The organism is Akkermansia sp. KLE1798, assembly GCF_001580195.1.
GTDB lineage: Bacteria > Verrucomicrobiota > Verrucomicrobiia > Verrucomicrobiales > Akkermansiaceae > Akkermansia > Akkermansia biwaensis.
Genome location: NZ_KQ971090.1, coordinates 118,257 through 141,532, shown reverse-complemented (window position 1 = coordinate 141,532; position 23,276 = coordinate 118,257). Strand labels below are relative to the sequence as shown.

At 57.4% G+C, this 23,276-nt stretch carries 27 protein-coding genes; 5 read left to right on the top strand and 22 right to left on the bottom strand.

Annotation, left to right across the window (positions count from 1 at the left end; genetic code table 11):
* Positions 1 to 6 precede the first annotated feature (6 nt).
* Positions 7 to 447, top strand: coding sequence for a hypothetical protein (locus tag HMPREF3039_RS10075; RefSeq protein WP_067570819.1), 441 nt, complete (start codon positions 7 to 9; stop codon positions 445 to 447).
* A 25-nt stretch (positions 448 to 472) separates the two neighbouring features.
* On the opposite strand, the gene HMPREF3039_RS10070 is transcribed toward HMPREF3039_RS10075, so the two are convergent.
* From HMPREF3039_RS10070 to HMPREF3039_RS10050, 5 genes are read right to left on the bottom strand one after another with little or no spacing between them, the layout of a single operon-like run.
* Positions 473 to 691 (bottom strand): hypothetical protein, encoded by a 219-nt coding sequence (locus HMPREF3039_RS10070; RefSeq protein WP_067982056.1) that lies wholly within the window; start codon positions 689 to 691, stop codon positions 473 to 475.
* Positions 688 to 1,455 carry a hypothetical protein gene (locus tag HMPREF3039_RS10065; protein WP_067570821.1) on the bottom strand — a complete coding sequence of 256 codons (768 nt, stop codon included), beginning with the start codon at positions 1,453 to 1,455 and terminating at the stop codon, positions 688 to 690. The genes HMPREF3039_RS10070 and HMPREF3039_RS10065 overlap by 4 nt, the downstream gene beginning before the upstream one ends.
* Before the next feature lie 19 nt (positions 1,456 to 1,474).
* Entirely contained in the window at positions 1,475 to 1,909 is a 435-nt protein-coding gene (locus HMPREF3039_RS10060) for a hypothetical protein (protein ID WP_147549698.1), read from the bottom strand.
* A gap of 25 nt (positions 1,910 to 1,934) precedes the next feature.
* Positions 1,935 to 2,585 (bottom strand): MotA/TolQ/ExbB proton channel family protein, encoded by a 651-nt coding sequence (locus HMPREF3039_RS10055; protein WP_067570823.1) that lies wholly within the window; start codon positions 2,583 to 2,585, stop codon positions 1,935 to 1,937.
* A 55-nt stretch (positions 2,586 to 2,640) separates the two neighbouring features.
* Entirely contained in the window at positions 2,641 to 3,348 is a 708-nt protein-coding gene (locus HMPREF3039_RS10050) for a UbiA family prenyltransferase (RefSeq protein ID WP_067982062.1), read from the bottom strand.
* A gap of 208 nt (positions 3,349 to 3,556) precedes the next feature.
* Between HMPREF3039_RS10050 and HMPREF3039_RS10045 the strand changes: the two genes are divergently transcribed.
* From HMPREF3039_RS10045 to HMPREF3039_RS10030, 4 genes are all read left to right on the top strand, one after another.
* Positions 3,557 to 4,678 (top strand): peptidylprolyl isomerase, encoded by a 1,122-nt coding sequence (locus HMPREF3039_RS10045; RefSeq protein WP_067570825.1) that lies wholly within the window; start codon positions 3,557 to 3,559, stop codon positions 4,676 to 4,678.
* A 299-nt stretch (positions 4,679 to 4,977) separates the two neighbouring features.
* The gene (gene galB, locus HMPREF3039_RS10040) at positions 4,978 to 7,938 is read left to right on the top strand and encodes a beta-galactosidase GalB (protein ID WP_067570827.1); all 2,961 of its coding nucleotides are present in this window, start codon (positions 4,978 to 4,980) and stop codon (positions 7,936 to 7,938) included.
* Between the two features lie 156 nt (positions 7,939 to 8,094).
* The gene (locus tag HMPREF3039_RS10035) at positions 8,095 to 10,767 is read left to right on the top strand and encodes a valine--tRNA ligase (protein WP_067571041.1); all 2,673 of its coding nucleotides are present in this window, start codon (positions 8,095 to 8,097) and stop codon (positions 10,765 to 10,767) included.
* An 18-nt stretch (positions 10,768 to 10,785) separates the two neighbouring features.
* Positions 10,786 to 11,643, top strand: a complete 858-nt coding sequence (locus tag HMPREF3039_RS10030; protein ID WP_067570832.1) for a hypothetical protein — start codon at positions 10,786 to 10,788, stop codon at positions 11,641 to 11,643.
* A gap of 284 nt (positions 11,644 to 11,927) precedes the next feature.
* On the opposite strand, the gene rplN is transcribed toward HMPREF3039_RS10030, so the two are convergent.
* From rplN to gpmI, 17 genes are all read right to left on the bottom strand, one after another.
* Entirely contained in the window at positions 11,928 to 12,293 is a 366-nt protein-coding gene (gene rplN, locus HMPREF3039_RS10025) for a 50S ribosomal protein L14 (RefSeq protein WP_012419350.1), read from the bottom strand.
* 37 nt (positions 12,294 to 12,330) lie between these two features.
* Positions 12,331 to 12,603, bottom strand: coding sequence for a 30S ribosomal protein S17 (gene rpsQ / locus HMPREF3039_RS10020; RefSeq protein WP_067570841.1), 273 nt, complete (start codon positions 12,601 to 12,603; stop codon positions 12,331 to 12,333).
* 47 nt (positions 12,604 to 12,650) lie between these two features.
* A complete protein-coding gene (rpmC, locus tag HMPREF3039_RS10015) occupies positions 12,651 to 12,854 on the bottom strand; it encodes a 50S ribosomal protein L29 (protein ID WP_067570843.1) in 204 nt (67 codons plus the stop codon).
* Between the two features lie 14 nt (positions 12,855 to 12,868).
* Positions 12,869 to 13,291 carry a 50S ribosomal protein L16 gene (gene rplP / locus HMPREF3039_RS10010; RefSeq protein ID WP_022397796.1) on the bottom strand — a complete coding sequence of 141 codons (423 nt, stop codon included), beginning with the start codon at positions 13,289 to 13,291 and terminating at the stop codon, positions 12,869 to 12,871.
* A 49-nt stretch (positions 13,292 to 13,340) separates the two neighbouring features.
* Positions 13,341 to 14,030 carry a 30S ribosomal protein S3 gene (gene rpsC / locus HMPREF3039_RS10005; protein WP_012419354.1) on the bottom strand — a complete coding sequence of 230 codons (690 nt, stop codon included), beginning with the start codon at positions 14,028 to 14,030 and terminating at the stop codon, positions 13,341 to 13,343.
* A gap of 40 nt (positions 14,031 to 14,070) precedes the next feature.
* The gene (gene rplV, locus HMPREF3039_RS10000; protein WP_067570848.1) at positions 14,071 to 14,409 is read right to left on the bottom strand and encodes a 50S ribosomal protein L22; all 339 of its coding nucleotides are present in this window, start codon (positions 14,407 to 14,409) and stop codon (positions 14,071 to 14,073) included.
* Between the two features lie 39 nt (positions 14,410 to 14,448).
* On the bottom strand, positions 14,449 to 15,159 hold the full coding sequence (locus HMPREF3039_RS09995; protein ID WP_067570850.1) for a hypothetical protein: 711 nt from the start codon (positions 15,157 to 15,159) through the stop codon (positions 14,449 to 14,451).
* A gap of 20 nt (positions 15,160 to 15,179) precedes the next feature.
* Positions 15,180 to 15,449: a 30S ribosomal protein S19 gene (gene rpsS, locus HMPREF3039_RS09990; RefSeq protein WP_012419357.1), complete on the bottom strand. Its 270-nt coding sequence runs from the start codon at positions 15,447 to 15,449 to the stop codon at positions 15,180 to 15,182.
* A 35-nt stretch (positions 15,450 to 15,484) separates the two neighbouring features.
* Complete coding sequence (gene rplB, locus HMPREF3039_RS09985; protein WP_067570852.1) at positions 15,485 to 16,321, bottom strand: 50S ribosomal protein L2; 837 nt, start codon at positions 16,319 to 16,321, stop codon at positions 15,485 to 15,487.
* 26 nt (positions 16,322 to 16,347) lie between these two features.
* On the bottom strand, positions 16,348 to 16,632 hold the full coding sequence (gene rplW / locus HMPREF3039_RS09980) for a 50S ribosomal protein L23 (protein WP_022397790.1): 285 nt from the start codon (positions 16,630 to 16,632) through the stop codon (positions 16,348 to 16,350).
* Positions 16,633 to 16,638: 6 nt separating this feature from the next.
* Positions 16,639 to 17,247, bottom strand: a complete 609-nt coding sequence (gene rplD / locus HMPREF3039_RS09975) for a 50S ribosomal protein L4 (RefSeq protein ID WP_067570854.1) — start codon at positions 17,245 to 17,247, stop codon at positions 16,639 to 16,641.
* A 39-nt stretch (positions 17,248 to 17,286) separates the two neighbouring features.
* On the bottom strand, positions 17,287 to 17,922 hold the full coding sequence (gene rplC, locus HMPREF3039_RS09970; protein ID WP_067570855.1) for a 50S ribosomal protein L3: 636 nt from the start codon (positions 17,920 to 17,922) through the stop codon (positions 17,287 to 17,289).
* Between the two features lie 45 nt (positions 17,923 to 17,967).
* Positions 17,968 to 18,276, bottom strand: a complete 309-nt coding sequence (rpsJ, locus tag HMPREF3039_RS09965; RefSeq protein ID WP_022397787.1) for a 30S ribosomal protein S10 — start codon at positions 18,274 to 18,276, stop codon at positions 17,968 to 17,970.
* A gap of 36 nt (positions 18,277 to 18,312) precedes the next feature.
* The gene (gene fusA, locus HMPREF3039_RS09960; protein WP_067570856.1) at positions 18,313 to 20,460 is read right to left on the bottom strand and encodes an elongation factor G; all 2,148 of its coding nucleotides are present in this window, start codon (positions 20,458 to 20,460) and stop codon (positions 18,313 to 18,315) included.
* Positions 20,461 to 20,523: 63 nt separating this feature from the next.
* Positions 20,524 to 20,997 carry a 30S ribosomal protein S7 gene (gene rpsG / locus HMPREF3039_RS09955; protein ID WP_067570857.1) on the bottom strand — a complete coding sequence of 158 codons (474 nt, stop codon included), beginning with the start codon at positions 20,995 to 20,997 and terminating at the stop codon, positions 20,524 to 20,526.
* 28 nt (positions 20,998 to 21,025) lie between these two features.
* Positions 21,026 to 21,409 carry a 30S ribosomal protein S12 gene (gene rpsL / locus HMPREF3039_RS09950; RefSeq protein ID WP_012419365.1) on the bottom strand — a complete coding sequence of 128 codons (384 nt, stop codon included), beginning with the start codon at positions 21,407 to 21,409 and terminating at the stop codon, positions 21,026 to 21,028.
* A 320-nt stretch (positions 21,410 to 21,729) separates the two neighbouring features.
* Positions 21,730 to 23,271 (bottom strand): 2,3-bisphosphoglycerate-independent phosphoglycerate mutase, encoded by a 1,542-nt coding sequence (gene gpmI, locus HMPREF3039_RS09945; RefSeq protein ID WP_067570859.1) that lies wholly within the window; start codon positions 23,269 to 23,271, stop codon positions 21,730 to 21,732.
* Between the last annotated feature and the right edge of the window lie 5 nt (positions 23,272 to 23,276).

Here is a 23,276-nt window from a genome sequence, read left to right as displayed (position 1 = left end):
ACAATCATGAAAGCGCCTCTTTTCAGCCTGGGCTTCTGCCTGACAAGTCTGATTACAGCCTGCTCCCCCCCAACAGGACCCAATGCCTGGACGCCCGTAACATCCGGTGCGCCCCGCCCCCCTATTCACCAGAACGAGGTTCTGGTCATTGACGAATATCCCATGGGGGAATATACCAACGTGGGACATTTTGACGGCCCGGATGGCCGCATTGTCCATGTTTCCATGGATGACAAGGAGTTGATCAACTACTTCACCAAGGAAGCCGCCGCCATGGGCGGCAATACCGTCGTCATCAGGGAGCCGCGCATCCGCTACCGCTCCGGAGAAGGCAAAAGCAGCCGGGTGGACGTCATCTACGTGCGGGAGGAAATGGGAACGCACGGGGCGGAAGACCTGGGCATGGATTCCCTGCCCATTGATGAAGAATCCCTGCGGATCTATTAATACCGCGCTTTCAGGTACAAACCCCTCAGCGCCTGTTAGCCGCGCCGCAATGCGGGCATTCCGCATGGCTGTTATCCGGCGTAGCGTAAAACCGGTATCCGCATATGCGGCACTGGACCTTGCCGCGTCTCTCCAGGAAAGAACGTATACACCCCGTCACAAGGCATGCAAACACCACGGCGGCAAAACCGCCGCACGCGAGCAGAAACAGGCGCGTCAGGAAATCCTGGACAGACATGTTCATGACTCTTCCGCCTCCTTCCATTCTATGGACATGGTGCCGCTGCGCGGCTCCGCAGAAGGAACCCAGCGCAGGGAGCGGACAAACCTCATGGCGGAATCATCCGCGCCGGAACTCCCGGAAGAATCCAGCAAAAGCACCTGGGAAGGAACGCCCCACTCGTCCACAACCACAAAAAACTCGCTTCTCAGACCGGTATGGTCTTCGCTTCTGGCAAAGCCGTCCAGGGCGCCGGACGTCACGATCCGGCCATCCAGGCCCGGAGAATAAAAAGACAAATAAGGAACGCATGTGCCGGAAACATCCAGAGACGGATTCATCATGGAAAGAATATGAAAATCCGGATACTTCCACATGCGCCACACCTGGTCCGCCACGGTCGGCAGCGGAACGGGAGGGAGAAACTCCAGGGGGGTATCCGATGAGCTGAGAGAGGGCAGCGTCACGCCCGTTTCCCCAATGGGGCCCGCCGTCACGGGATCAGCCCACACCGGCCCTCTTACAGGCAGAGGAGTATTGCGGAGCACATACTGATGCAGGCGGGGATTGTCCGCAGGGAACAAAATGACAGCCGCCGTCTGGTTCGCACGCCTCCGGACGCCGGGAACGTCAACATCCACAAACACGGCGGCAGCCGACAGGCAAACGCCGAAAAACAGCATCCACAACAAAATCCGCCAGCGCAGAATGCCGGTCTCACGCCAGTCGAATGTCAACCCCAGATGAAGGTCGAAAATCTTGGCCCGGCTCTTTTTGTTCAGCTTCATGCGGAGGGAAGAAAAGCGGTCAGTCTGCTGGTTCAGTGGCAATATAGCATTTCATTCCCCTGGACAGCACCATATTCTCAAGCTGCTCCCTCAGGCCGTGGGAAACGGAGGAATCAAGCCGCAGGGCGATGCTCATGCGGTCACTTCCGTCCGCTCCGTGGCTGCGGGCAATCCGGTCCAGTTCCGCGGCCACTCCGGGCAATCCTCCTTCAATCAGCCGGTTTCCGAGATAAAAGGACGGCTGCTCTCCGGCCGTAACGGAAATAAACTCCACATCCCCTACGATATTCATCAGGAACCCGGAGGCAGGAGCCTTCACCTCATAACCGTACTCCATTCCCACGCGGGAGGTCATCACCGTCAGCACACACACAAGAATCACCAGATCCAGCAGAACGGTCACCTGCAGGAAAAACGCCCCGGTGGGCAATGTTGAACGGGTTTTGATCTGCACGTCTGTCCGTCTCCTTTAAACGTTCTCAGGCTTCCCTGCCGGCCATGCGTTCCCCGTCCTCGCGCCTCTGGCGGGCGTCGCATACCAGGCAGACGGCCTCTGTTCCGGCCCGTTCCAGGGAATGGACCACCTGACGGGCGCGGGAAGCCAGATAGCAATAAAACAAATAGGCGGGAATCGCGATGCTCAGCCCAAGGGCGGAACTCAGCAAGGCCTGGAACACAGCGTCAGACATGGCCAGAGTCGGAGCTTTCCCTTCCAGCAATCCGGGCTGGGAATAAAATCCGATCAATCCCTGAATGGTTCCCAGCACCCCTACCAGCGGACTGACCGTAGCCACCACCAGCAGCCCGCGGATATTCTTTTCAATCTGGAACACCTCCATCTGCACGGAATCCTCCGCCACCGTGCGCAGTTCCTGGCGTTCCAGACCGGAATGGGCCAGAACGGAAGAGACGACGCGCGCCCCGGGACCGGGCAGAATGGACGCTTCATGCCTGGCTTCATCCACACTGCCGGCGTTCACCAGCCTGGAAATGCCCCTTAAAAAATCCCCCGTGTTGATCTGAATCCTGTGGAAATACAAAATGCGTTCCGCCACAACCGCCAAGCCGTACACGGCCAGCAGGCTCAATACCCAGAACAACGGTCCTATCTTGATGATCAATTCACTCATAACCCACTTTCTCCCGTCAAATCATGCACATTTTTCCTGTCATTTCAATCCAAACCTATGTGGCGCGCACGCCCCGTTTCTGTAAAAGTCGCGTTCCGGCCCACAATACGACAGCCCCTGCTCCCAGCCAGGAACCGAAGAAAAACAGCCATGCCGCATCAAACAGGCACATGCCTGACAACAACAGCCCCACGGCGGCCTGAACACGCGGCCGTCCCGCCTCACGCCGCGCCACGAGGGAAATCACGCAGGTGAACACGGCCAGCCCCACAGCATACCACAACACGGCATTCGGAAGAATGGCGCTGCCCTCCGCATGGGAAAAAACCAGCCCCGCGGCCGTCACCCACAGCCCGCGGCAAAGCCCCATCAGCAGGATGGAGCCGCTCCAGAACTTGTGAAACATATTGTACAGGGAAATAACGATCAGCAGGAGGGCTCCCACGGCAAACTCCCCGCCCAGCAGCATATTCAGCACCAAACCGGCCAATCCGGCCATCAAGGCAATCGCCCTTAAAAAGGACGTGCTGACAGCCCCGCAAGGAACGGGACGATCCGGATACCGGCTGGCATCCCAGCAAGCGTCCACCCGGTCATTCTCCCACATGCCGTACAAATAAAAGAACAGCCCCGTCAACACCACACCCAGATAAATGACGGGCGGCGGCCATTCTCCCCCCGCTACGGCGGCCCATGCCGCCGCCGCATTCGTAAACAGGGTAGGAATATTGGCAGGACGGGCGGAACGGACTACCCCGCTCAATAAACGGCATTCGTGCATCGGCATTTACTTTATATGGAAAACAGGCAGCCACCAAGCATATCCACAGTCAGCAGGTAAGGACCGCGCCGGGGGCTGCCTGGAACCGCTCGGCTGCCATGATACAGCCACTATACATACCCAGAAATGTATTGTATTCACATATCTGTTTCCTATGATTCGGACGCATTCAAGCCTTTCCCACATATTCATGAATATCAGGACCCATATCCAGACGCTTCTCATTTTTACCATGACCTTGGCCGCCCAAGGCCAAAGCGTGGTGGACCCCGGAGCGACCCTGCCCAGGTCCGTCCAGCTTCGTGGAGGGGAAAGCGGTGGGGGAACCGTCCGTCCGGACGAATCCAGGCGCGTTTCTCCGGATGAAGCTCCCGTTTCCCGCCTCAGGCCCCAGCGCATCGTCAACCGGATAGCCGCTACAGTCAACGGACGGCCCATCACGGCCAACGAGGTCAGCGTCCGGCTGATGCCCATCGGCGCCCAGCTGGCGGCACAATATCCCAAGCAGGGACCGGAATTCTACAAGCAGCTTGCCCTGGCCAAGAAAAACATCATTGAAGACCTGGTGGAACGCGAACTGCTCCGCAATGAATTCGAAGGCATGGGCGGCGTCATCCGCGACTCCCTAATCGACCAGGAAATCAACCGCACCATCCTGACCACGTTCAATGGAGACCGCGATGCCTTTTTGAAAAACCTGAGCATGTCCGGCATGACCATCAGATCCTTCCGGGAAATGACGAAAAACCAGCTTCAGGTTCAAATCATGCGCGCTTCCAAATACGACCAGGAAATCCCGCCCACCCCCGAAGAGCTCCGGAAGGAATATGAAGCCACCAAGGAACAGTACCGGGACCTGACCAAGGACAAGGTCAAATTCAAGAAAATCTTTATCCCCATGCTCGGCAACGACTCCGCCTCCACGCCGGAAGTCCAATTCAATCTGGCCGACCTCATCGCCAATGAAATAAGGGCCAAAAAAGCGACCTTCCCGGAAATGGCCACCCGCTATTCCAAGGACATGTACGCGGAAAAGGGCGGCGACTGGCCCATTACCGAACGCTCCACCCTTTCTCCTGAATTTGCCGCCATCATCTTTGGAGCCCAGCCCGGGGAAATCATCGGCCCGCTGGTAGACGCCACCGGCTTCACCATTGTGATGGTGGAAAAAAAGGAACTGGCGCCTCCGCCCCCCCTCTCCGCCATCAAGGAGCAAATCGACATGATGGCGCGCAACAAGCGCAGCAATGAGCGCTATAAAAAATGGGTGGACCGTCTCAGGAAAAAAGCCATCGTCAAGGTGTACATCTAACCTTTTCCCCTTTGCCGGGCCGGCTACAACGGCCGGCCCGGCATTCTACCTCCCCTGTTCTGTCCTCTTATCTCTTTCTCATTCAGTAAAGAGGCCCTTTTTCATGCAGCCTCCTCATACTCTCCGGAAGCTCTCCCATGTCATCCGCTCCCGGAAAGATGCCTTATATGTAACGGAACGGACGGCCTCCGTCATCCCGCCGGATACGTCAACTCCATGCGCATTCCGCACAAACAAACGGAGCCTTGCCGAATAAAATTCTTGCAAGATCGCGGAATTACAGTCGTAATAAGGGGGATATGTTCGCCAACATTACACGTACGACCCTCTGCCTGACGGCATTCAGCATCGCCACCCTGATGGGCGCTCCCCTGGATGCCACCAAAACGGAGAGCCTGGACTGGAACTGGAAATTCGCCCGCTTCGGCAAAATGCCGGACGGCAGCACCCTGCCGGAACCGGGAAAAGCCCTGGGATTCGCCACGGCAACGAGTGAAGAAGCCGGCAACCCCGCCGACAATGCCGTGGACGGAGACAAGTCCACCCGCTGGTGCGCCGACGGCGGCAAAAGCGGAGAAAAACTGACCGTAGACATGGGGCGCCCCGTGGATGTAAAAAACATCAACATTCTGTGGGAAAAGCAGAATAACCACCTTTTCAAGCTGGAAAGCTCCAGCGACGGGAAACGCTGGACAACCATTGAGGACAAAACCTCCGGCCAGAACAACAGCAAGGACGACACGGTGGAAAACAAAAGCGGCAAGGCCCGTTACTTCCGCGTTACCGCTACAGGCAACAACCAGAGCAACTGGGCCAGTATCCGTGAAATCACCTTTACCGACGCCAAGGGAGAAACCATCCGTCCCCAGGCCCCTAATGGTGGCAAGGCCGACACCCCTTCCAGCCCCGGCTTCAACGACAAGAACTGGCGGTCCCTGAACCTGCCGCATGACTGGGGTATTGAAGGCCCTTACCGCATGGAGCTTCCTAATGAAACGGGCAAGCTCCCATGGGCAGGCATCGGCTGGTACCGCAAAACGCTGGAAATTCCCGCAGACGCCAAGGGCAACCAATTCTATCTGGACTTTGACGGCGTAATGTCACGCCCGAAAATCTATGTGAACGGAGAACTCGCCGGAGAATGGAAATACGGCTACGGTTCCTTCCGCGTGGACATCACTCCCTTCCTGAAATTCGGCCAGAAAAACTCCATTGCCGTCAGGGTGGACAATCCCCCCAACTCCTCCCGCTGGTATCCGGGCGGGGGCATTCACCGCCATGTATGGCTGACGGAATCCAACCCCGTTCATATTGAACACTGGGGCGTCTTCGTCAAAACTCCGGAAATCACCAAATCCGCAGCCAAGGTGGAAGTGGACACCACGGTGAAAAACACCACGGAACAGCCCGTCACCCCCACCGTCACGGAAGAAATCCTGGACGGAAACAAGGTAGTGGCCTCCGTCACCACCAAGGGGGAAGCCATTCCCGCCGGAGAAAAAGGCAAGGTCACCAGCACGCTCACGCTCAAAAATCCCACCCTGTGGACGCTCAAGGCTCCCCATCTCTACAAGATGAAAACAATCGTCAAGGTGGGGGACAAAATCATTGACCAGAAATTCACGAACTTCGGCGTACGCACCATCGAATGGAAACCCACCGGATTCTATCTCAATGGCGAGCGCGTCCAGCTCAACGGCGTCTGCCAGCACCACGACCTGGGACCGCTGGGCGGGGCCGCCCACACTCGCGGCTATGAACGCCAGATTGAAATCCTGAAGGAAATGGGCGTCAACTCCATCCGCACCTCCCACAACCCGCCCGCTCCGGAAGTTTTGGACTTGTGCGACAAAATGGGAATACTGGTTATCGACGAGCTCTTTGACATGTGGCACAGTGCCAAAAAGGGACAGGACTACCACAACTACTTTGACGAATGGCACGAACGCGATCTGGTCAACTTCTGCCACCGGGACCGCAACCATCCCAGCGTCATCGCATGGAGCACGGGCAACGAAGTGCCGGAACAGGGCAACAAGAGTCTGCACCACGTTTCCCAGACCCTGACGGATCTCTTCCACCGGGAAGACCCCACCCGCAAGGTAACGGCAGGCTGCAATGACGCAGGCGCCGCCCGGAACGGGTTTGCGGACACTCTGGACGTGTACGGCTACAACTACAAGCCCTGGGCATACAAGGCCTTCTCCAAGGACCGGCCGGACCAGCCCTTCTACGCCAGTGAAACCTCCTCCTGTGTCAGTACGCGCGGAGAATACTTCTTCCCCGTGGACTGGAACAAGAGCAAGGGATTCTTCCTCTACCAGGTCAGTTCCTACGACCTGTACGCCCCCGGCTGGGCATACCGTCCGGACGTGGAATTCGCCGCCCAGGACGACAACCCCAACAGCGCGGGGGAATACGTATGGACGGGCTTCGACTACCTCGGCGAACCCACTCCGTACAACCTGGACGCCACCAACGCCCTGAACGTGCCTGAAGGACCGGAACGGGAAAAAATGATGGCGGAACTCAAAAAGCTGGGCAACCGCGCGCCTTCCCGCAGCTCCTACTTCGGCATTGTGGACTTGTGCGGCTTCAAGAAAGACCGCTTCTACATCTACCAGGCAAAATGGAGGCCGGATGTCAAGATGGCCCATATCCTACCCCACTGGAACTGGCCGGAACGCAAGGGTGAAATCACGCCCGTGCACGTTTACACCAGCGGAGATGAAGCGGAACTCTTCCTGAACGGCAAATCCCTGGGAGTCCGCAAAAAGGGCAAGGGCGAAAAAGACCGCTACCGCCTCGTGTGGGAAGACGTGAAATATACGCCCGGCACCCTCAAGGTAGTCGCCAAAAAGGACGGCAAGGTGTGGGCTACGGACACGGTAACCACCACCGGAAAACCGGCGGCCCTTACCCTGAAGCCGGACCGCAATGAAATCAACGGAGACGGCTACGACCTCTCCTACGTCACCGTTGCTGTCCGGGACGCCCAGGGTCGCATGGTTCCCCGCAGCAAAAACATGCTCACCTTCAAGGTCAGCGGTCCGGTGGAAATTGCCGGCATCTGCAACGGAGATCCCACGGACTTCACCACGATGGCCAATCCGGAAAACAAGAATATCCTGAAAATCAAGGCCTTTAACGGCCTTGCCCAGGTCATTCTGCGCTCCCGCAAGGGAGAATCCGGCAAGGCGACTCTCCAGGTCATCTCCAACGGCCTCAAATCGGCCCAGACGACCGTGACGGTCAAATAAAACTGGAAAAAACTTTCCGACCCAGCCGCCGGTTTCCCTCACGGAAGCCGGCGGCTTTTTCATGCCGCCGCGGAAGGAATGAAATTGACGTTTCAATCCATCCCTCCGTCTCAGGTAGGGATTGAAAGAAAAAAACTTTATGCTACCCTGTTGCGCATGTCTGATCTGCCCAAAGCATATGATCCGTCCCTCGTGGAAGAAAAGTGGCAATCCCTCTGGATTGAAGAAGGTTGTTTCAAGGCTGACCCGGCTTCCGAAAAGCCTGCCTACTCCGTCGTCATTCCTCCCCCCAACGTTACGGGGGTGCTCCACCTGGGCCATGTGCTGAACAACACCATCCAGGACATTCTGGTGCGCCGTGCGCGGCAAAAGGGATATGAAGCCCTGTGGCTTCCCGGAACGGACCATGCGGGCATCGCCACGCAGGTGCGCGTGGAAAAGGACCTCAGGCAGACCACGGGCCAGACCCGCCATGACGTGGGCCGTGAAGCCTTTCTGGAAAAAGTGTGGGAATGGAAGGAAAAGCACGGCGGCATCATCATCAACCAGCTCCACAAGCTGGGCTGCTCCTGCGACTGGGACCGCGAGCGCTTTACGATGGATGAGGAATACACCAGGGCAGTCGGGCAGGTCTTCATCGATCTCTTCAAGGAAGGCCTCATTTACCGCGGGCGCCGCATGGTCAACTGGTGCCCCGTCTCCCTCACGGCCCTTTCCGATGAGGAAGTCATCATGACGGAGCAGAAAAGCAAGCTCTACACCGTCCTGTACAAGCTGGAAGACGGCTCGGGCGCCCTTCATGTGGCCACCACCCGTCCGGAAACCATCATGGCGGACGTGGCCGTGGCCGTAAACCCCAGGGACCCGCGTTATGCCCATCTCATCGGCAAAAACGTGATGCGCCCGCTCAACTCCACGCCCATTCCCATCATCGGGGATGAATATGTGGAAATAGAATTCGGCACCGGCGCCCTCAAAATCACCCCGGCCCACGACAAGGCGGACTTTGAAATCGGCCGGAAATTCAATCTGGAAATCATCGACATCCTCACCCCCGACGGCCATATCAACTGCCCGGACGTTCCGGAGCTGCACGGCATGGACCGCTTTGACGCGCGCCATAAATCCGTGGAAATGCTGGAAGCCGCCGGCCTCATGGTCAAAATTGAAGACTACGACAACAAGGTAGGCTTCTCCGAACGCGCTAACGTTCCGATCGAACCGCGCCTCTCCATGCAGTGGTTCCTCAAATACCCCTGCGTTCAGGAAGCTGCGGACGCCGTCGCGGATGGAGAAATCACCTTCCGCCCCGCCCGCTGGGCGAAAACCTATGCCCACTGGCTGGAAAACATTCAGGACTGGTGCATCTCCCGCCAGCTCTGGTGGGGGCACCGCATCCCCGTCTGGTACAGGAAAGACAAGGCGGAAGAACTCCGGAACGCTCCCGCGCTGGATGCCTCCGCCCTGGAAAACGGCTACATCTACGTGGGAACGGAACCTCCGGCGGATCCGGAAAACTGGATTCAGGACAACGATGTGATGGACACGTGGTTCTCTTCCTGGCTGTGGCCCTTCGCTACAATGGACGATGCCACCCGCGCCAAATTCTACCCCACTACGGACCTGGTCACAGGGCCGGATATCATCTTCTTCTGGGTAGCCCGCATGATCATGGCCGGCTACCGCTTTCAGCATGAAAAACCATTCAGCAACGTCTTCTTCACCTCCATCATCCGCGACAAAATAGGGCGCAAGATGAGCAAATCCCTGGGCAACTCCCCGGACCCCCTGGACCTGATCGCCCACTACGGTGCGGATGGCCTCCGCTTCGGCCTCATGCGCATCGCCCCCACCGGGACGGACGTCCGCTTTGATGAAAGCCAGATCGGGGAAGGCCGCAACTTTGCCAACAAGCTCTACAACGCCACCCGTTTCCGCCTCATGCAGGGCCATGTGGGGAAAGAAGCCGCCCCGCAGTACTCCTCCGTTCACCTGGCTATCATTTCCAAGCTCAGGCAGCTCCACGCGGACGTGGAAAAAGCGCTGGCGGACTACGAATTCAATGCCTTGATCCAGGTGCTGTACCAATTCTTCTGGAATGAATACTGCGACCGCTTCCTGGAAGCCGTCAAGGGCGACCTGAGGGACGGCGCGGACGCCTCCGCACGGGCGGCCACCCTGACCGTCATGGACACGGTGCTCCGCCACTATCTGGCCCTGTTGCATCCCGTCATGCCTCACATTACGGAAGAACTCTGGTCCTCCCTGGGCTTTGCGGACGGCAACGGAGGACTGCCCCTCATGCTCACCCCCCTGCCCTCTCCGGACGGCCTGCTGGCCGGGATGGATGAGGATCGCATCACGCTTGCCTGCACACAAGCCGCCGCCCTCTACGAAACGGCCAACAAGGCCCGCAACCTCAAGGCGGAATACGATCTGTCCAAAAACAAAAACGTCAGCTTCGTCCTGAAAACGGCCAACGACGTTCCGCAGGACATCCTTTCCCGGCTCTCCATCCTGGCGAACGCCAAATCCGTCACCCGGGACGCTTCCTACGCCGCCCCGAAGGGAACTCCTGCGGCTCTCACGCCTCTCGGAGAGCTCTTCCTACCGCTGGAAGGCCTCATTGATGTGGAAGCAGAGCGGGAACGCCTGGGACGGGAACTGGACAAAATCTCCAAGGAAATTGTCAAATCATCCGCCAAGCTTGACAATGCGGGCTTTGTAGAACGTGCCCCTGCGGAAGTCGTTGCCCAGGAAAAGGACCGTCTGGCGGACTGGAAGGCAAAACAGGCTCAACTGAAAGCGATGCTTGATTCCCTCTCCTAAAAGCATATTCTACCCGGAATGAATGATCTTCAACAGTACTTTGAAGACCGGAAGCAATTCGTGGAATTGCTGGAAGCGGTCGGCATCAGTACGCTGAAGGAATTCTCCGCGATTGATCCCTTCACCGTTTTGCCTGAACTCCATCAGGCAAAACGGATACTGAAACTGGAGACGGAAATACCCACGGCGCCCGTGTTCAGGGAATGGGTGGCCCAGGCCCTCACTGCTCCCAGGGCGGCAAGCCCGGACAGCATTACCCGGGCAGCAGACTTCATCCTGCCGCTCGCCACTCCTGTGAACACGACGGAGAAAACGGAAGAAACACCTAAAGTACTTCTCCCGGAGAGAAAATCCGCACTCCCCGCCGGATCCGCCGGCAAGCCTGCGGCCTCCAAATCACAGTCCCGGGAAGAATACAGCTACCGCCCCGCCAAACCGGCTTCCGTGCAGGAACAGCCCAAAACCTATCTGCGGAAAAAAGGCATCAAGCACCTGACTCCTTTTCGGACCTGGATCGGAGCCGTAGCTGTTCTTCTCTTCTTCGCCAGCAGTATCTCCGCCATTGTCCTGACAACCATGATGCTGCTTAACGGAGAACGGGGCTGGCAAATCATCTGCCTCTGCTTCGGCCCCTGGATACTGGCCCTGATTCTTTACCTTGCCGTGGCTCTTCCCCGGAAATGCAGCGTATGCCGGGCACCCCTCTTCTCCTTTAAAAAATACAACCGCAACAAGGCGGCCCACCACATTCCGCTGTTCGGTTATGTATTCGCGACAGCTCTGCATATATTCCTCTTCAACTGGTTCCGCTGTCCGGCCTGCGGCTCGGCCCAGCAGTTGGGCGGTAAATCCCCCGCGGAGAACGGCCGGCATTAAAAGGTCCCGGAAAACGGGCGCAAACTGCCGAAAAAGAGGGGGAAGCCTATAGATTCATCAGGAAGCCTTCTCCGCCCTCTGAATGCTCCACAGAAGCATTTTCTATGGCACTTGTCTGCAACTCCGGAAACCTTGCCAACGGCTTTCCAAACATCCGGATGCCATATTTCCTTCCGTATCCGCTCCCCCGGCTGCAAAAATGGCAACGTACCTTTCTCAAACCGCCATAAAAAAGCCGCCTCCCAAAAAGGAAGGCGGCATTTCAACATCCTGGCGTGTCTCGATTAGAGCACTTCCGGAGCAAGGGAAACAATCTTCATGAACTTCTTTTCACGAAGTTCACGGGCGACCGGCCCGAAAATACGGGTGCCGCGCGGGTTGTTGTCCTTGTCGATAATCACTACGGCGTTGCCGTCGAAACGAAGCACAGAGCCGTCGTCGCGGCGGATCGGGGCGGCGGTACGCACCACAACAGCCTTCACCACGGTACCCTTCTTCACGGAAGCGGTAGGAATGGATTCACGGATGTGGCAGGTAATAATGTCGCCGATGTGGGCCTGACGCGTGCGCTTGCCGATAACGCCAATCATCTTGGCGGAGCGGGCGCCGGTATTGTCGGCCACCTGAACTAAGGATTCCATCTGGATCATGGTATCAAATCTCCTCTATTTAATGGTTGATTCCTGATTAGTGGGTAAGCACTTCCACCAGTTCCCAGCACTTGAGCTTGGAAAGCGGGCGGGTCTCAACGATACGTACCTTATCGCCTACCTTGGCCATGGAATTCTCGTCGTGAGCGTAAAACTTCTTGCTCTTCTTGACGATCTTCTTGAACTTGGGGTGCGGAACGCGGGCAACGTATTCCACAACGATGGTCTTGTCCATCTTGGTGGAGGTCACCACGCCGACGCGCGTCTTGCGAAGGCCGGGCTTCTTGGTTGTTTCGGTTTGTTCGGACATGGATTCTAAAATGTAGAATGTTCTGTTGTTACCGGAAATCCTGCAGCTTACGCTTCCCCGGTTTCACCCTGAATGGTGAGGACGCGGGCAAGGTCCTTGCGGACGGTACGGATTCTCTGGTTGTTTTCCAGCTGGCCCGTGGCCTGCTGGAGACGGAGATTGAAGAGTTCTTCACGAAGGCTGCGCACCAGAGCGGAAAGCTCCTTGGCGGACATAGCACGAAGTTCTTTGGCGGAGTTCTTATCGGACATGGTGATGAGTAGCTTTAGTGTTGAACGCCTTGACGATAGACGAAGCGGGTCGGCACGCCCAGCTTGTTGGAAGCCAGACGAAGGGCTTCACGGGCCTGGGATTCGGTCACGCCGCCAACTTCAAACAGGATGTTGCCGGGGCGGACAACGGCCACCCAGCCTTCAACGGCGCCTTTACCCTTACCCATACGTGTATCCGGGGGACGGGACGTAAAGGACTTCTGCGGGAAAATGCGGATAAACACCTTACCTTTACGTTTCAGGTAACGGTTGATCGCAATACGGCAGGCTTCAATCTGGTTGTTGGTGATCCAACCGCGGTCGAGCACCTGAAGGCCGAAGTCACCAAAGGCAACATAGGTACCGCTGGTGGCATTGCCGGAACGGCTGCCGCGGTGCATCTTGCGGTGCTTCACTCTTTTGGGCATTAAAGGCATATCTTATTCCTCCTTATGTTAAGTGTGATGAATAGTGTAATGACGGGACTCAGGCGCGCGGACGACGGGGACCGCGGGGACCGGACGGACGGGAATTCTGCTGGGAGACGACTTCGTCGCGCTTGTTCACCCAGCACTTCACGCCGATAATGCCGTACAGGGTACGGGCTTCGGCAAAGCCGTAGTCGATCGGCGTGCGGAGAGTCTGCAACGGCACTTTGCCTTCGCGGTACCATTCGGCGCGGGCGATGTCGGCGCCGCCGAGACGACCGGCGCAACGGATGCGGATGCCGTCGGCACCGCGTTCCATGGCCACCTGCACGGCGCGCTTCATGGCGCGGCGGAAGGAAACGCGGCGTTCCAGCTGGACGGCCACGTTCTCAGCGATAAGCTGGGCGTCCGTTTCAGGCGAGCGGATTTCCACGATGTCAATGTTGACCTGGGTGGAAGCGCCGCAGAGCCCCTGAAGGTACTGGCGGATCTTTTCAATTTCTTCACCCTTGCGGCCGATCACCAGACCCGGGCGGGCGGTGTGGACGGTGATGCGGACGCTGTTCCAGGCACGTTCAATCACGATGCTGGAAACGGCGGCGGACATCAGCTGCTCCTTGATGTACTTGCGCATTACCAAGTCTTCATGCAGCTTGGTGGCGTAATCCTGGCCCGTGGCGTACCACTTGGAGCGCCAGTCCTTGTTGACGGCGAGGCGGAACCCGATTGGATTTACTTTCTGACCCATGATGTTAGTTCAGCTATATGTGTGTTAGATTGTGATGAACTTAGCCTTCTTGATCGGCCAGTACAACGGTGATGTGGGATGTGCGCTTCCGGATCATGTTGGCGGATCCTCGGGCGCGGGGCATGGTACGACGCATGGTGGGGCCTTCATCAACCATGACGGACTTGACGACGAGCGTATCGACAGACAATTCCACATTGTTTTCAGCGTTGGCCACGGCGGACTTGAGCGTCTTATTCAGCAGATAGGCACCCTTCTTGGGGGTGTAGGACAGGATGTCGGTCGCCTGGGAGACGGACAAGCCTTGGATTTCTTGAGCAACATCGCGCATCTTCTTGGCAGAGATGCGGGCGTATTTGTAAACAGCTTTCACTTCCATGGGTTTTTCCTCGTAGTGCAGGTTATTTATGAAGATGATTTAATCGTTGGTTTTTACTGAGGCAGAATCTCCGACGCGCACCGGATCGGCCGGCGCCATGAGCTTCTGAACAAGCGCGCCACACACATCCTTGCGAACGTCCGTGACCACGGCTTCTCCGATGGTTTGTGCTCCACGGGTCAGCAGCAATGGCATCCCGATTTGCATCCCGGCGGATTTTCCGACGTTGACCACCACCACTCCGGACTCGGAGTCGATGCTGAGCACCTTGGCTTCCGCCTGGGTTCCCGCGCCATCTCGCACGGGCTGTTGCCTGTATCCGAGCACGGAATCCAGCAGGCGCAGGGAACTTTCCACTGCCGTTCTGGCGTCCGCATCCTCGGATATGGCCTGTTTCATGTAGGCGAGGATAGCTCCGGAGAGCTTGACTGACGCCTGTTCCAGCCGCTGAATGCGGTCGCTGAGAACTTCGATGTTAGCCATCGCCTGGATCAGGCGTTCCTCACTGTTACCTAGCGCTGCACCCCCCAAAGCCTCCAGCCGGGAACGGATGTCCAGAAGCTGGGCATTCGCGTTGTCGGCATCAATGCGGGCCTGGGCGTAAGACGCCTTGAGAGCCGCATTCTGCTTTTCGAGGTGCTCGATTCTGCGCGTCAGTGCTGCCGTACCCTCTTCCGCTCCCTGCATGGTTCCGCCCAGGCCGACAATGGCCGAGAGGGAATAGGCAAGGATGGAAGAAGGGTTCGACATGTTGATTGTTAACTTACTGATTACTTCTTACCGATACCGCCGTGCTGTTTGAAGACACGAGTCGGGGCAAATTCACCAAGCTTGTGGCCTACCATGTTTTCCGTGACGTACACGGTGGCAAAATTCTTGCCGGCGTGCACCAGGAAGGTCAAACCTACGAAGTCAGGCGTAATCATGGATGCACGGCTCCAGGTCTTGATCGGCTTGCGATCGCCGGATTCAAGCTGAGCGTCGATCTTGGCGAGAAGCTTTTGACTGACAAAAGGGCCTTTTTTGAGAGAACGTCCCATGTTATATGATCCTAGTTAAAGTTATTGTGTATTGATTACTTGGAGTTGCGGCGCTGTACGATGACGGAGTCGCTGGGCTTGCGGAGACGGCGGGTCTTCTGGCCCTTGACATGGCCCCAGGGGGACTTCAGGTGCTGGCGGCCGCCACCGGACTTGGACTTGCCTTCGCCACCGCCGTTGGGGTGGTCGACGGGGTTCATCGTCATACCGCGAACGGTGGGACGGACGCCCAGCCAGCGGGTGCGGCCGGCCTTGCCGGACATTTCGTTCATGTGCTGGGTATTGCCGACCTGACCGATGGTGCAGTAGCAATCCTCATTGAAACGGCGGATTTCACCGGAGGGCATCTTGATCAGCGCATAACCTGCTTCACGGTTGGAAACGATGGCCTGCTGACCGGCTGCACGGGCAACCTTGCCGCCGGAACCCGGACGGATTTCAATGTTGTGAACGGAGGTACCCAGGGGAACGTTCTTCAAAGGCATGGCATTGCCAACCTTGGGAGCAACCTTCTGGCCGCTTTCCACCTTCATGCCTACCTGCAGGCCGTTGGGGGCCAGGATGTAGGACTTTTCACCGTCCTTGTATTCGATCAGGGCGATGCGGCAGGTGCGGTTGGGATCGTATTCGATGGTGAGCACGGTGGCAGGCACATCGAACTTGTTGCGCTTGAAGTCCACCAGGCGGTACTTGCGCTTGTGGCCACCGCCAATGTGGCGGGTGGTGATGCGGCCGTTATTGTTGCGGCCACCGGACTTCTTGAGGGGACGGCAGAGACTCTTTTCCGGAGTGGAGGTAGTGATTTCGTCAAAGGACGGCCACACCTTGTAGCGGTTAGAGGGAGTAACTGGCTTGAATGACTTGAGGGACATGATAGCTTTCCTTCCTAATAGGGGCTTTAAACGAGGTCAAGGGTTTCACCGTTGGCAAGCTTGATGTAAGCCTTTTTCCAATGGGCGGTGCGACCCGCGTCAGCGCGGCGCTGACGCTTGAGCTTGCCGTCATAGTTGGCGGTACGGACAGAAGCGACCTTCTTGCCGAAAGCAACTTCAACAGCCTTCTTGATTTCGATCTTGTTGGCGTCGCGGTCAACTTCAAGGACCAGCTCTCCGGTGGTTTCCTGGAGCATGGTGGCCTTTTCGCTGATGCGCACCTTCTTAATGACTTGGTAAATGTCTTTCATGGCTTCTTAAGCAGTACGGCTGGCGAGGGTTTCTAAAGCGTTGTCAACGAGGATCACTGCGTCAGCCTTCATGAGCTGTTCAATGTTCACTTCAGCGGCGGTCATCAGGAGCACGTCCTGAACGTTGCGGCCGGCGAGGTAGGTGGCTTCATCAAAGGAAGCGGCCACGATGAGCACTTTCTTGGCGTCTGTCAGATCCTTGACGGCCTTGATGAAAGACTTGGTCTTTCCGTCGGCCACGGAGAATTCGGCAACGGTGCTGATTCTGGAAGCGGCGATCAGATCGCCCAGAACGCGGCGCAGGGCCAGACGGCGGGTGCTCTTGTTCACCTTCTTGGAATAGTCGCAGGGACGGGGGCCGAAGACCACGCCGCCGCCCACGAAGATGGGAGCGCGCTTGTCGCCGTGGCGGGCGTTGCCCGTGCCCTTCTGGCGGAAGATCTTCTTGTTGTTGCCGCTGACTTCACCGCGGGTCTTGGTGTTGGCGGAACCGGTGCGGCGGTTTGCTTGATAAGCCACGATGAGGTCGTGAACGGCCTGGGAGCCCTTGTCACTGCCTGCAACCTGGATGTTGGCGGCAGCGGCGGCTTCTAATGTAAAGGTATTTGCGGACATAGATAGGTTTTCCTATATTCAATGTGTGGTTGCTAAAGCCTACTTCTTCTTGGCGGGGCGGATCACGAGGTAGGAACCGCGTGCACCGGGAACGGCGCCGGAGATGAGGATAACATTGTCTTCCGGACGAACGGCCACAACCTTCAGGTTCTGAACCGTGCGCCTGGCGTTGCCCATCTGCCCGGGCATCTTCTGGTTCTTCCAGACGCGGCCGGGGGTGGAGCAGCCACCCACACCACCGGTACGGCGGTGCATCATGGAACCGTGGGCGGCGGGAGAGCCGTGGAAGTTGTGGCGGCGCATTGCACCCTGGAAGCCCTTGCCCTTGGAAGTGCCGATCACGTCAACCCACTGGCCGGCGGAAAAGAGATCCACGCCGGGATCTTCAGCGCCTTCGGCAGGCAGTTCGGAAGCTTCCACGCGGAATTCCTTGAGGAGCTTGGTGGGCTGAATGCCCAGTTTCTTGAAGTGGCCGGCCTGAGGCTTGGCCACGCGGCTTTCCTTCTGCGCATCAAAAGCAACCTGAATGGCATTGTAGCCATCCTTGTCTTCCGTTTTGATCTGGGCGAAGGTGTTGCCCTTGACGTCAATGACGGTCACGGGCACCATAGCGCCGGATTCCTGGTCAAACAGACGGGTCATACCGACCTTTTTTCCGATAAGTCCTAGAGCCATTGTAGTGTGTCTTTCTGTTTTTTAATTACTTATCCGGGTACCAAACTAGATGCGGATCGTGATGTCCACGCCGGCGGGAAGGTTGAGCTTCTTGAGCTCATCAATCGTGCGTGCGGTCGGATCGACGATGTCGAGCAGGCGCTTGTGGGTGCGGATTTCAAATTGTTCAGCCGACTTTTTGTTGACGTGAACGGAACGGTTCACGGAGAATTTCTCAATGCGGGTCGGCAGCGGGATCGGGCCGTGAACTTTGGCTCCGGTGCGCTTGGCGGTTTCAACGATCTCCTGGGAGGAGCGGTCGATGGCGCGGGAGTCGAAAGCGCGGAGTCGAATACGGATTTTTGGACTTTGCATGGACGTGCGGTCTATTGGTTATACTTCAAAGGTTGTTTATTTGGCCCTGTCGCTGACGATCTGGTCAACGAGGTTCTGAGGCACCTGTTCAAAGTGGGAGGGCTCCATGGAGTAGGAGGCGCGGCCACTGGAAAGGGTACGGATGGCGGTGGAATAGCCGAACATTTCGGACAAGGGAACCATGGCCTTGAGAATGCAGGCATTGGCCTTGTTTTCCATGTTGCTGATCTGGCCGCGGCGGCGGTTCAGGTCGCCCATGATGTCGCCCTGGTAGTCGGTCGGCGTGGAAGCTTCAACGGACATGATGGGTTCCAGCATGATGGGCTTGGCCTTCTTGAAGGCGTCCTTCATGGCGAAGATGGCGGCCATCTTGAACGCGTTTTCGTTGGAGTCCACTTCGTGATAGGAACCGTCCACCACTTCAACGTGTACGTCCACCACCGGATAACCGGCGATAACGCCCGTGGTCATGGCTTCGTTGAGACCGGCGTAAACGGCGTTCATGTATTCCTTGGGAATCGCGCCGCCCACAATCTTGTTTTCAATGGTGAGGCCCTTGCCCCGTTCGTTCGGCTTCACATCGATGACAACGTGGCCGTACTGGCCGCGGCCGCCGGACTGCTTCACCAGCTTGCCGTCGCCGTGAGCGGGAGCAGTGATGGTTTCGCGGTAGGCGATCTGGGGCTTGCCGATGTCGGCTTCCACCTTGAATTCGCGCATCAGGCGGTCAATGATGATTTCCAGGTGAAGTTCACCCATGCCGGAAATCAGGGTCTGGCCGGTTTCTTCGTCGGTCTTCACGCGGAAGGTCGGGTCTTCTTCAGACAGACGGCCCAGGGCGTTGGACATTTTTTCCTGGTCGGCCTTGGTCTTGGGTTCCACGGCCATGGAAATAACGGTTTCCGGGAAGGTGGGGGGTTCCAGGCAGATATCGTTGTCCGGGCTGGTGATGGTGTCGCCCGTGGTCACATTGCGCAGACCCACGATGGCGGCGATGTCGCCGGAATACACGGCGTCAATATCCGTGTGCTGGTCAGCCTGGATCTGGATGATGCGGCCCACGCGTTCCGTTTTGCGGGTGCGGGGATTGTACACGGTGTCGCCCTTCTTGAGGACGCCGGCATACACGCGGATGAATACCAGCTTGCCGACGAACTTGTCAGCCCAGAGCTTGAACGCCAGCACCATGGGCTTGGCGTCGTCCGTAGCGGTAATTTCAAAGGTCTTTTCCGGATCCAGCGTGCTTTCAGCGTGGGCAGGAACGGTTTCCACCGGGGAGGGAAGATAATCCACAACGGCGTCAAGCAGGAACTGAACGCCCTTATTCTTGAAGGCGGAACCGCCGGCAACGGGGATAAACTTGTTGGCGATGGTGGCGCGGCGGATGGCCTGCTTGAGTTCGAGAGCCGTGAAAGGTTCTTCCATGAGAACCTTCTCAGCAAGTTCGTCGTCCACGTCGGCAACACGGCTCACCAGTTCGTGGTAGGCCAGTTCGGCTTCTTCCTTGAGTTCGGCGGGAATCTCTTCAACCGAATAGGTGGAGCCGAGGCGGTCGTTGTCGGCGTAAATGATGGCCTTCTGGTTCACGACGTCGATCTGACCGCGGAGCTGGTCTTCGGAACCGATGGGAATCAGGATGGCGGCGGCGTTGGCACCCAGCTTGTTGTGGATGTCGTCCAGCACATTGTTGAAGTTGGCGCCGGTGCGGTCCATCTTGTTCACAAAGCACATGCGGGGAACGCTGTACTTGGTGGCCTGGCGCCACACGGTTTCCGTCTGGGGCTGCACGCCGGCCACACCGCAGAATACCACGATGGCGCCGTCAAGCACGCGGAGGGAGCGTTCCACTTCAGCGGTGAAGTCAACGTGCCCGGGAGTGTCAATAACGTTCAGCTGGAAGTTTTCACCTTCGAACACTTTGCTGATGCCTTCATTCTTCACCTGCTTCCAGTTGGTGGTAACGGCAGCGGAGGTAATGGTGATACCGCGTTCGCGTTCCTGCTCCATCCAGTCGGTGGTAGCGGCACCGTCGTGCACTTCGCCGATCTTGTGGATCATGCCTGTGTAGAAGAGGATGCGCTCGGACAAGGTGGTTTTGCCGGCGTCAATGTGAGCGGAGATACCGATGTTGCGGTACCGCTCAAGAGGAGCCTTGCGATTGGGATTGTTTACGTGATCGGACATAGTGTCTGGGAAATATCTGTAATGATCGAAAGTGAATGATTCTGCTGACGGTCGCGAAAGGGATTACCAGCGGAAGTGAGCAAAGGCGCGGTTGGCCTGGGCCATTTTGTGCACGTCGTCGCGCTTGCGGACGGCGGCGCCCTGGTTGTTGGCGGCTTCCTTGATTTCGTTGGAGAGCGCCTTGTGCATCGGCACGCCCTTGCGGTTGCGGGCATAGTTCACGATCCAGCGCATGGCCAGGGATTCGGAACGGGCCGGATCCACTTCGAGCGGAACCTGGTAGGTGGCACCGCCAACGCGGCGGCTCTTCACTTCCACACGGGGCTTGGCGTTTTCAATGGCGCGGGTGATCACTTCCAGGGGATCAATGCTGTCCGTGCCTTCGTTAGCCATGTCGATGGCGGCATAAACAATGCGTTCCGCAAGGGAGCGCTTGCCATCCAGCATAACCTTGCTGATCAGCTTGCCGACAAGAGTGCTGTCGTAACGGGGGTCACGACGTTCGATTTTTCTATAGACGCGTTTACGGCGGGCCATAATATTTAATAGGTAAGATTGTTAATGTTTACTTGGCAGCAGCCTTCGGGCGCTTGGCGCCATACTTGGAACGGCCCTGGCGGCGCTTGTCGACACCGAGGCAGTCAAGAGCGCCGCGGACGATATGATAGCGAACACCGGGCAAGTCCTTCACACGACCGCCGCGAACAAGCACGATGGAGTGTTCCTGAAGGTTGTGGCCTTCACCGCCAATGTAGGCGATCACTTCTTCACCATTGGTAAGACGGACCTTGGCCACCTTGCGGAGAGCCGAGTTCGGCTTCTTGGGCGTACGGGTCATCACCTGGAGACAAACACCGCGGCGTTGCGGGCAGCTATGAAGAGCGCGTGACTTGGACTTCTCTTCCGGAGTAATACGTCCCTTGCGGACGAGCTGATTAATAGTCGGCATGTTTTCCTGCTTTGGTTGTGGTTCGTCGGTCTGCACCGATATTCAAGGCGAACATCCCTTTCAGTAAGCAGGAAGCGCGCCTTTTTTCCGGAGGCAAACCCGATAGAAAACGTATTTCTTGCACCTTCTGGTGCGTTTGGGGACGGCAAATATAACGTGATTTCACACCATGACAAGTCTTTTATTCCCTTTTCCTGAATATTTTTCTCAGAGACACGCTTTTCCCTCAAGCGGACGGTTCTCGCAGTCCTGCCATGACAAAAAAATCCCGTCCGCGCAAACCGGCGCACGGACGGGAAATGAAAAAAACGCAGACCGGATCAGTTCTTGGGCGTCACCAGGCTGTGGCCGGACATTTCGGCGGGCTGTTTCAGCCCCATCAGGCTCAGCAGCGTGGGGGCCACGTCCGCCAGAATGCCGTCGGACAACTTCACCTCGTCCTTGTCTTCCGCCACGTAAATAAGGTCCACCAGATTGGTGGTATGGGCGGTATTCGGAGAACCGTCTTCATTGCGCATGTGCTCGGCATTGCCGTGGTCCGCCGTGATGAGCAGCTTGCCGCCCAGCTCCAGAATCCTCTTCACGCACTTCTCCAGGGCATTGTCCACGGCTTCGCACGCGGCAACGCCGGCTTCCAGATAACCCGTGTGGCCCACCATGTCTCCGTTGGCAAAATTCATGATGATCACGTCGTACTTGTCTGCGGCTTCCACAAACTTGTCCGCCACTTCCTCCGCGCTCATCTGGGGCTTGAGGTCGTAGGTAGCCACCTCGCGGGGGGAGGGAACCAGAATGCGGTCTTCGCCGGGGAACTGCGTCTCCACGCCTCCGTTGAAGAAGAAAGTGACGTGGGCGTATTTTTCCGTTTCCGCGATGCGGAGCTGGGTCTTCCCGGCTTCCGAAACGATCTGGCCGAAAATATTGTCGAGCTGCTCCTGCTCAAACACGATGGGAGAGGGATACTTGGCGTCGTACTCCGTCAGGGTCACATAATGCACCTTAGGTTGCACTTCGCGGTCAAATCCGTCAAAATCGGAATACAGGAAGGCGTCGCTCATCTGGCGGGCTCGGTCGGCACGGAAATTGAAAAAGAACACCACGTCATTATCGCGCACGCGCTGTTCGTTGCCATACGCGAAAATGCCGGGCTTCAGGAACTCATCCGTCTCGCCCTTCGCATAGCACTGTTCCACATACTCGGCAGGAGAGCAGGAACACTGTTCGCCGCGGCCCAGAACGATGGCGTCCCACGCAAGCTTGTTGCGGTCCCAGCGCTTGTCGCGGTCCATCGCGTAAAAACGGCCGATCACCGTAGCTATCTTGGCGCCGTAAGGCTTCACGGCTTCCTCAAGCTGGCGCATAAATCCGGCTCCGCTGGTGGGGGAGCAATCGCGCCCGTCCGTAATGGCATGAATGCAAATATCGCGCACCCCCGCTTCATAGGCGTACTTGACGATGCCCGCCAAATGGTTGATGTGGCTGTGCACGCCGCCGTCGCTCACCAAGCCCAGCAAATGCAGGCGGGAAGAAACGGCCTGGGAAAATGCGGTCTTCAATACGGCGTTCTCACCCATGGAGCCGTCCTTGATGGCATTATCCACGCGGCAAAGATCCTGATACACCACGCGCCCCGCACCCAGATTCAGGTGACCTACTTCGGAATTGCCCATCTGTCCATCGGGAAGGCCCACGTCTTCCCCGGAAGCGCCCAGCAGGCTGTGGGGATAGTTGGCAAGGAGGTAATCAGTAAACGGAGTATCAGCCAGAACAGTGGCGTCACCGTATTCCTTCGCGACATCAGGCCCCAACGGATTGCGGCCCCAGCCGTCGCGAATGACAAGAACGACAGGCTTTTTAGACATGCGCC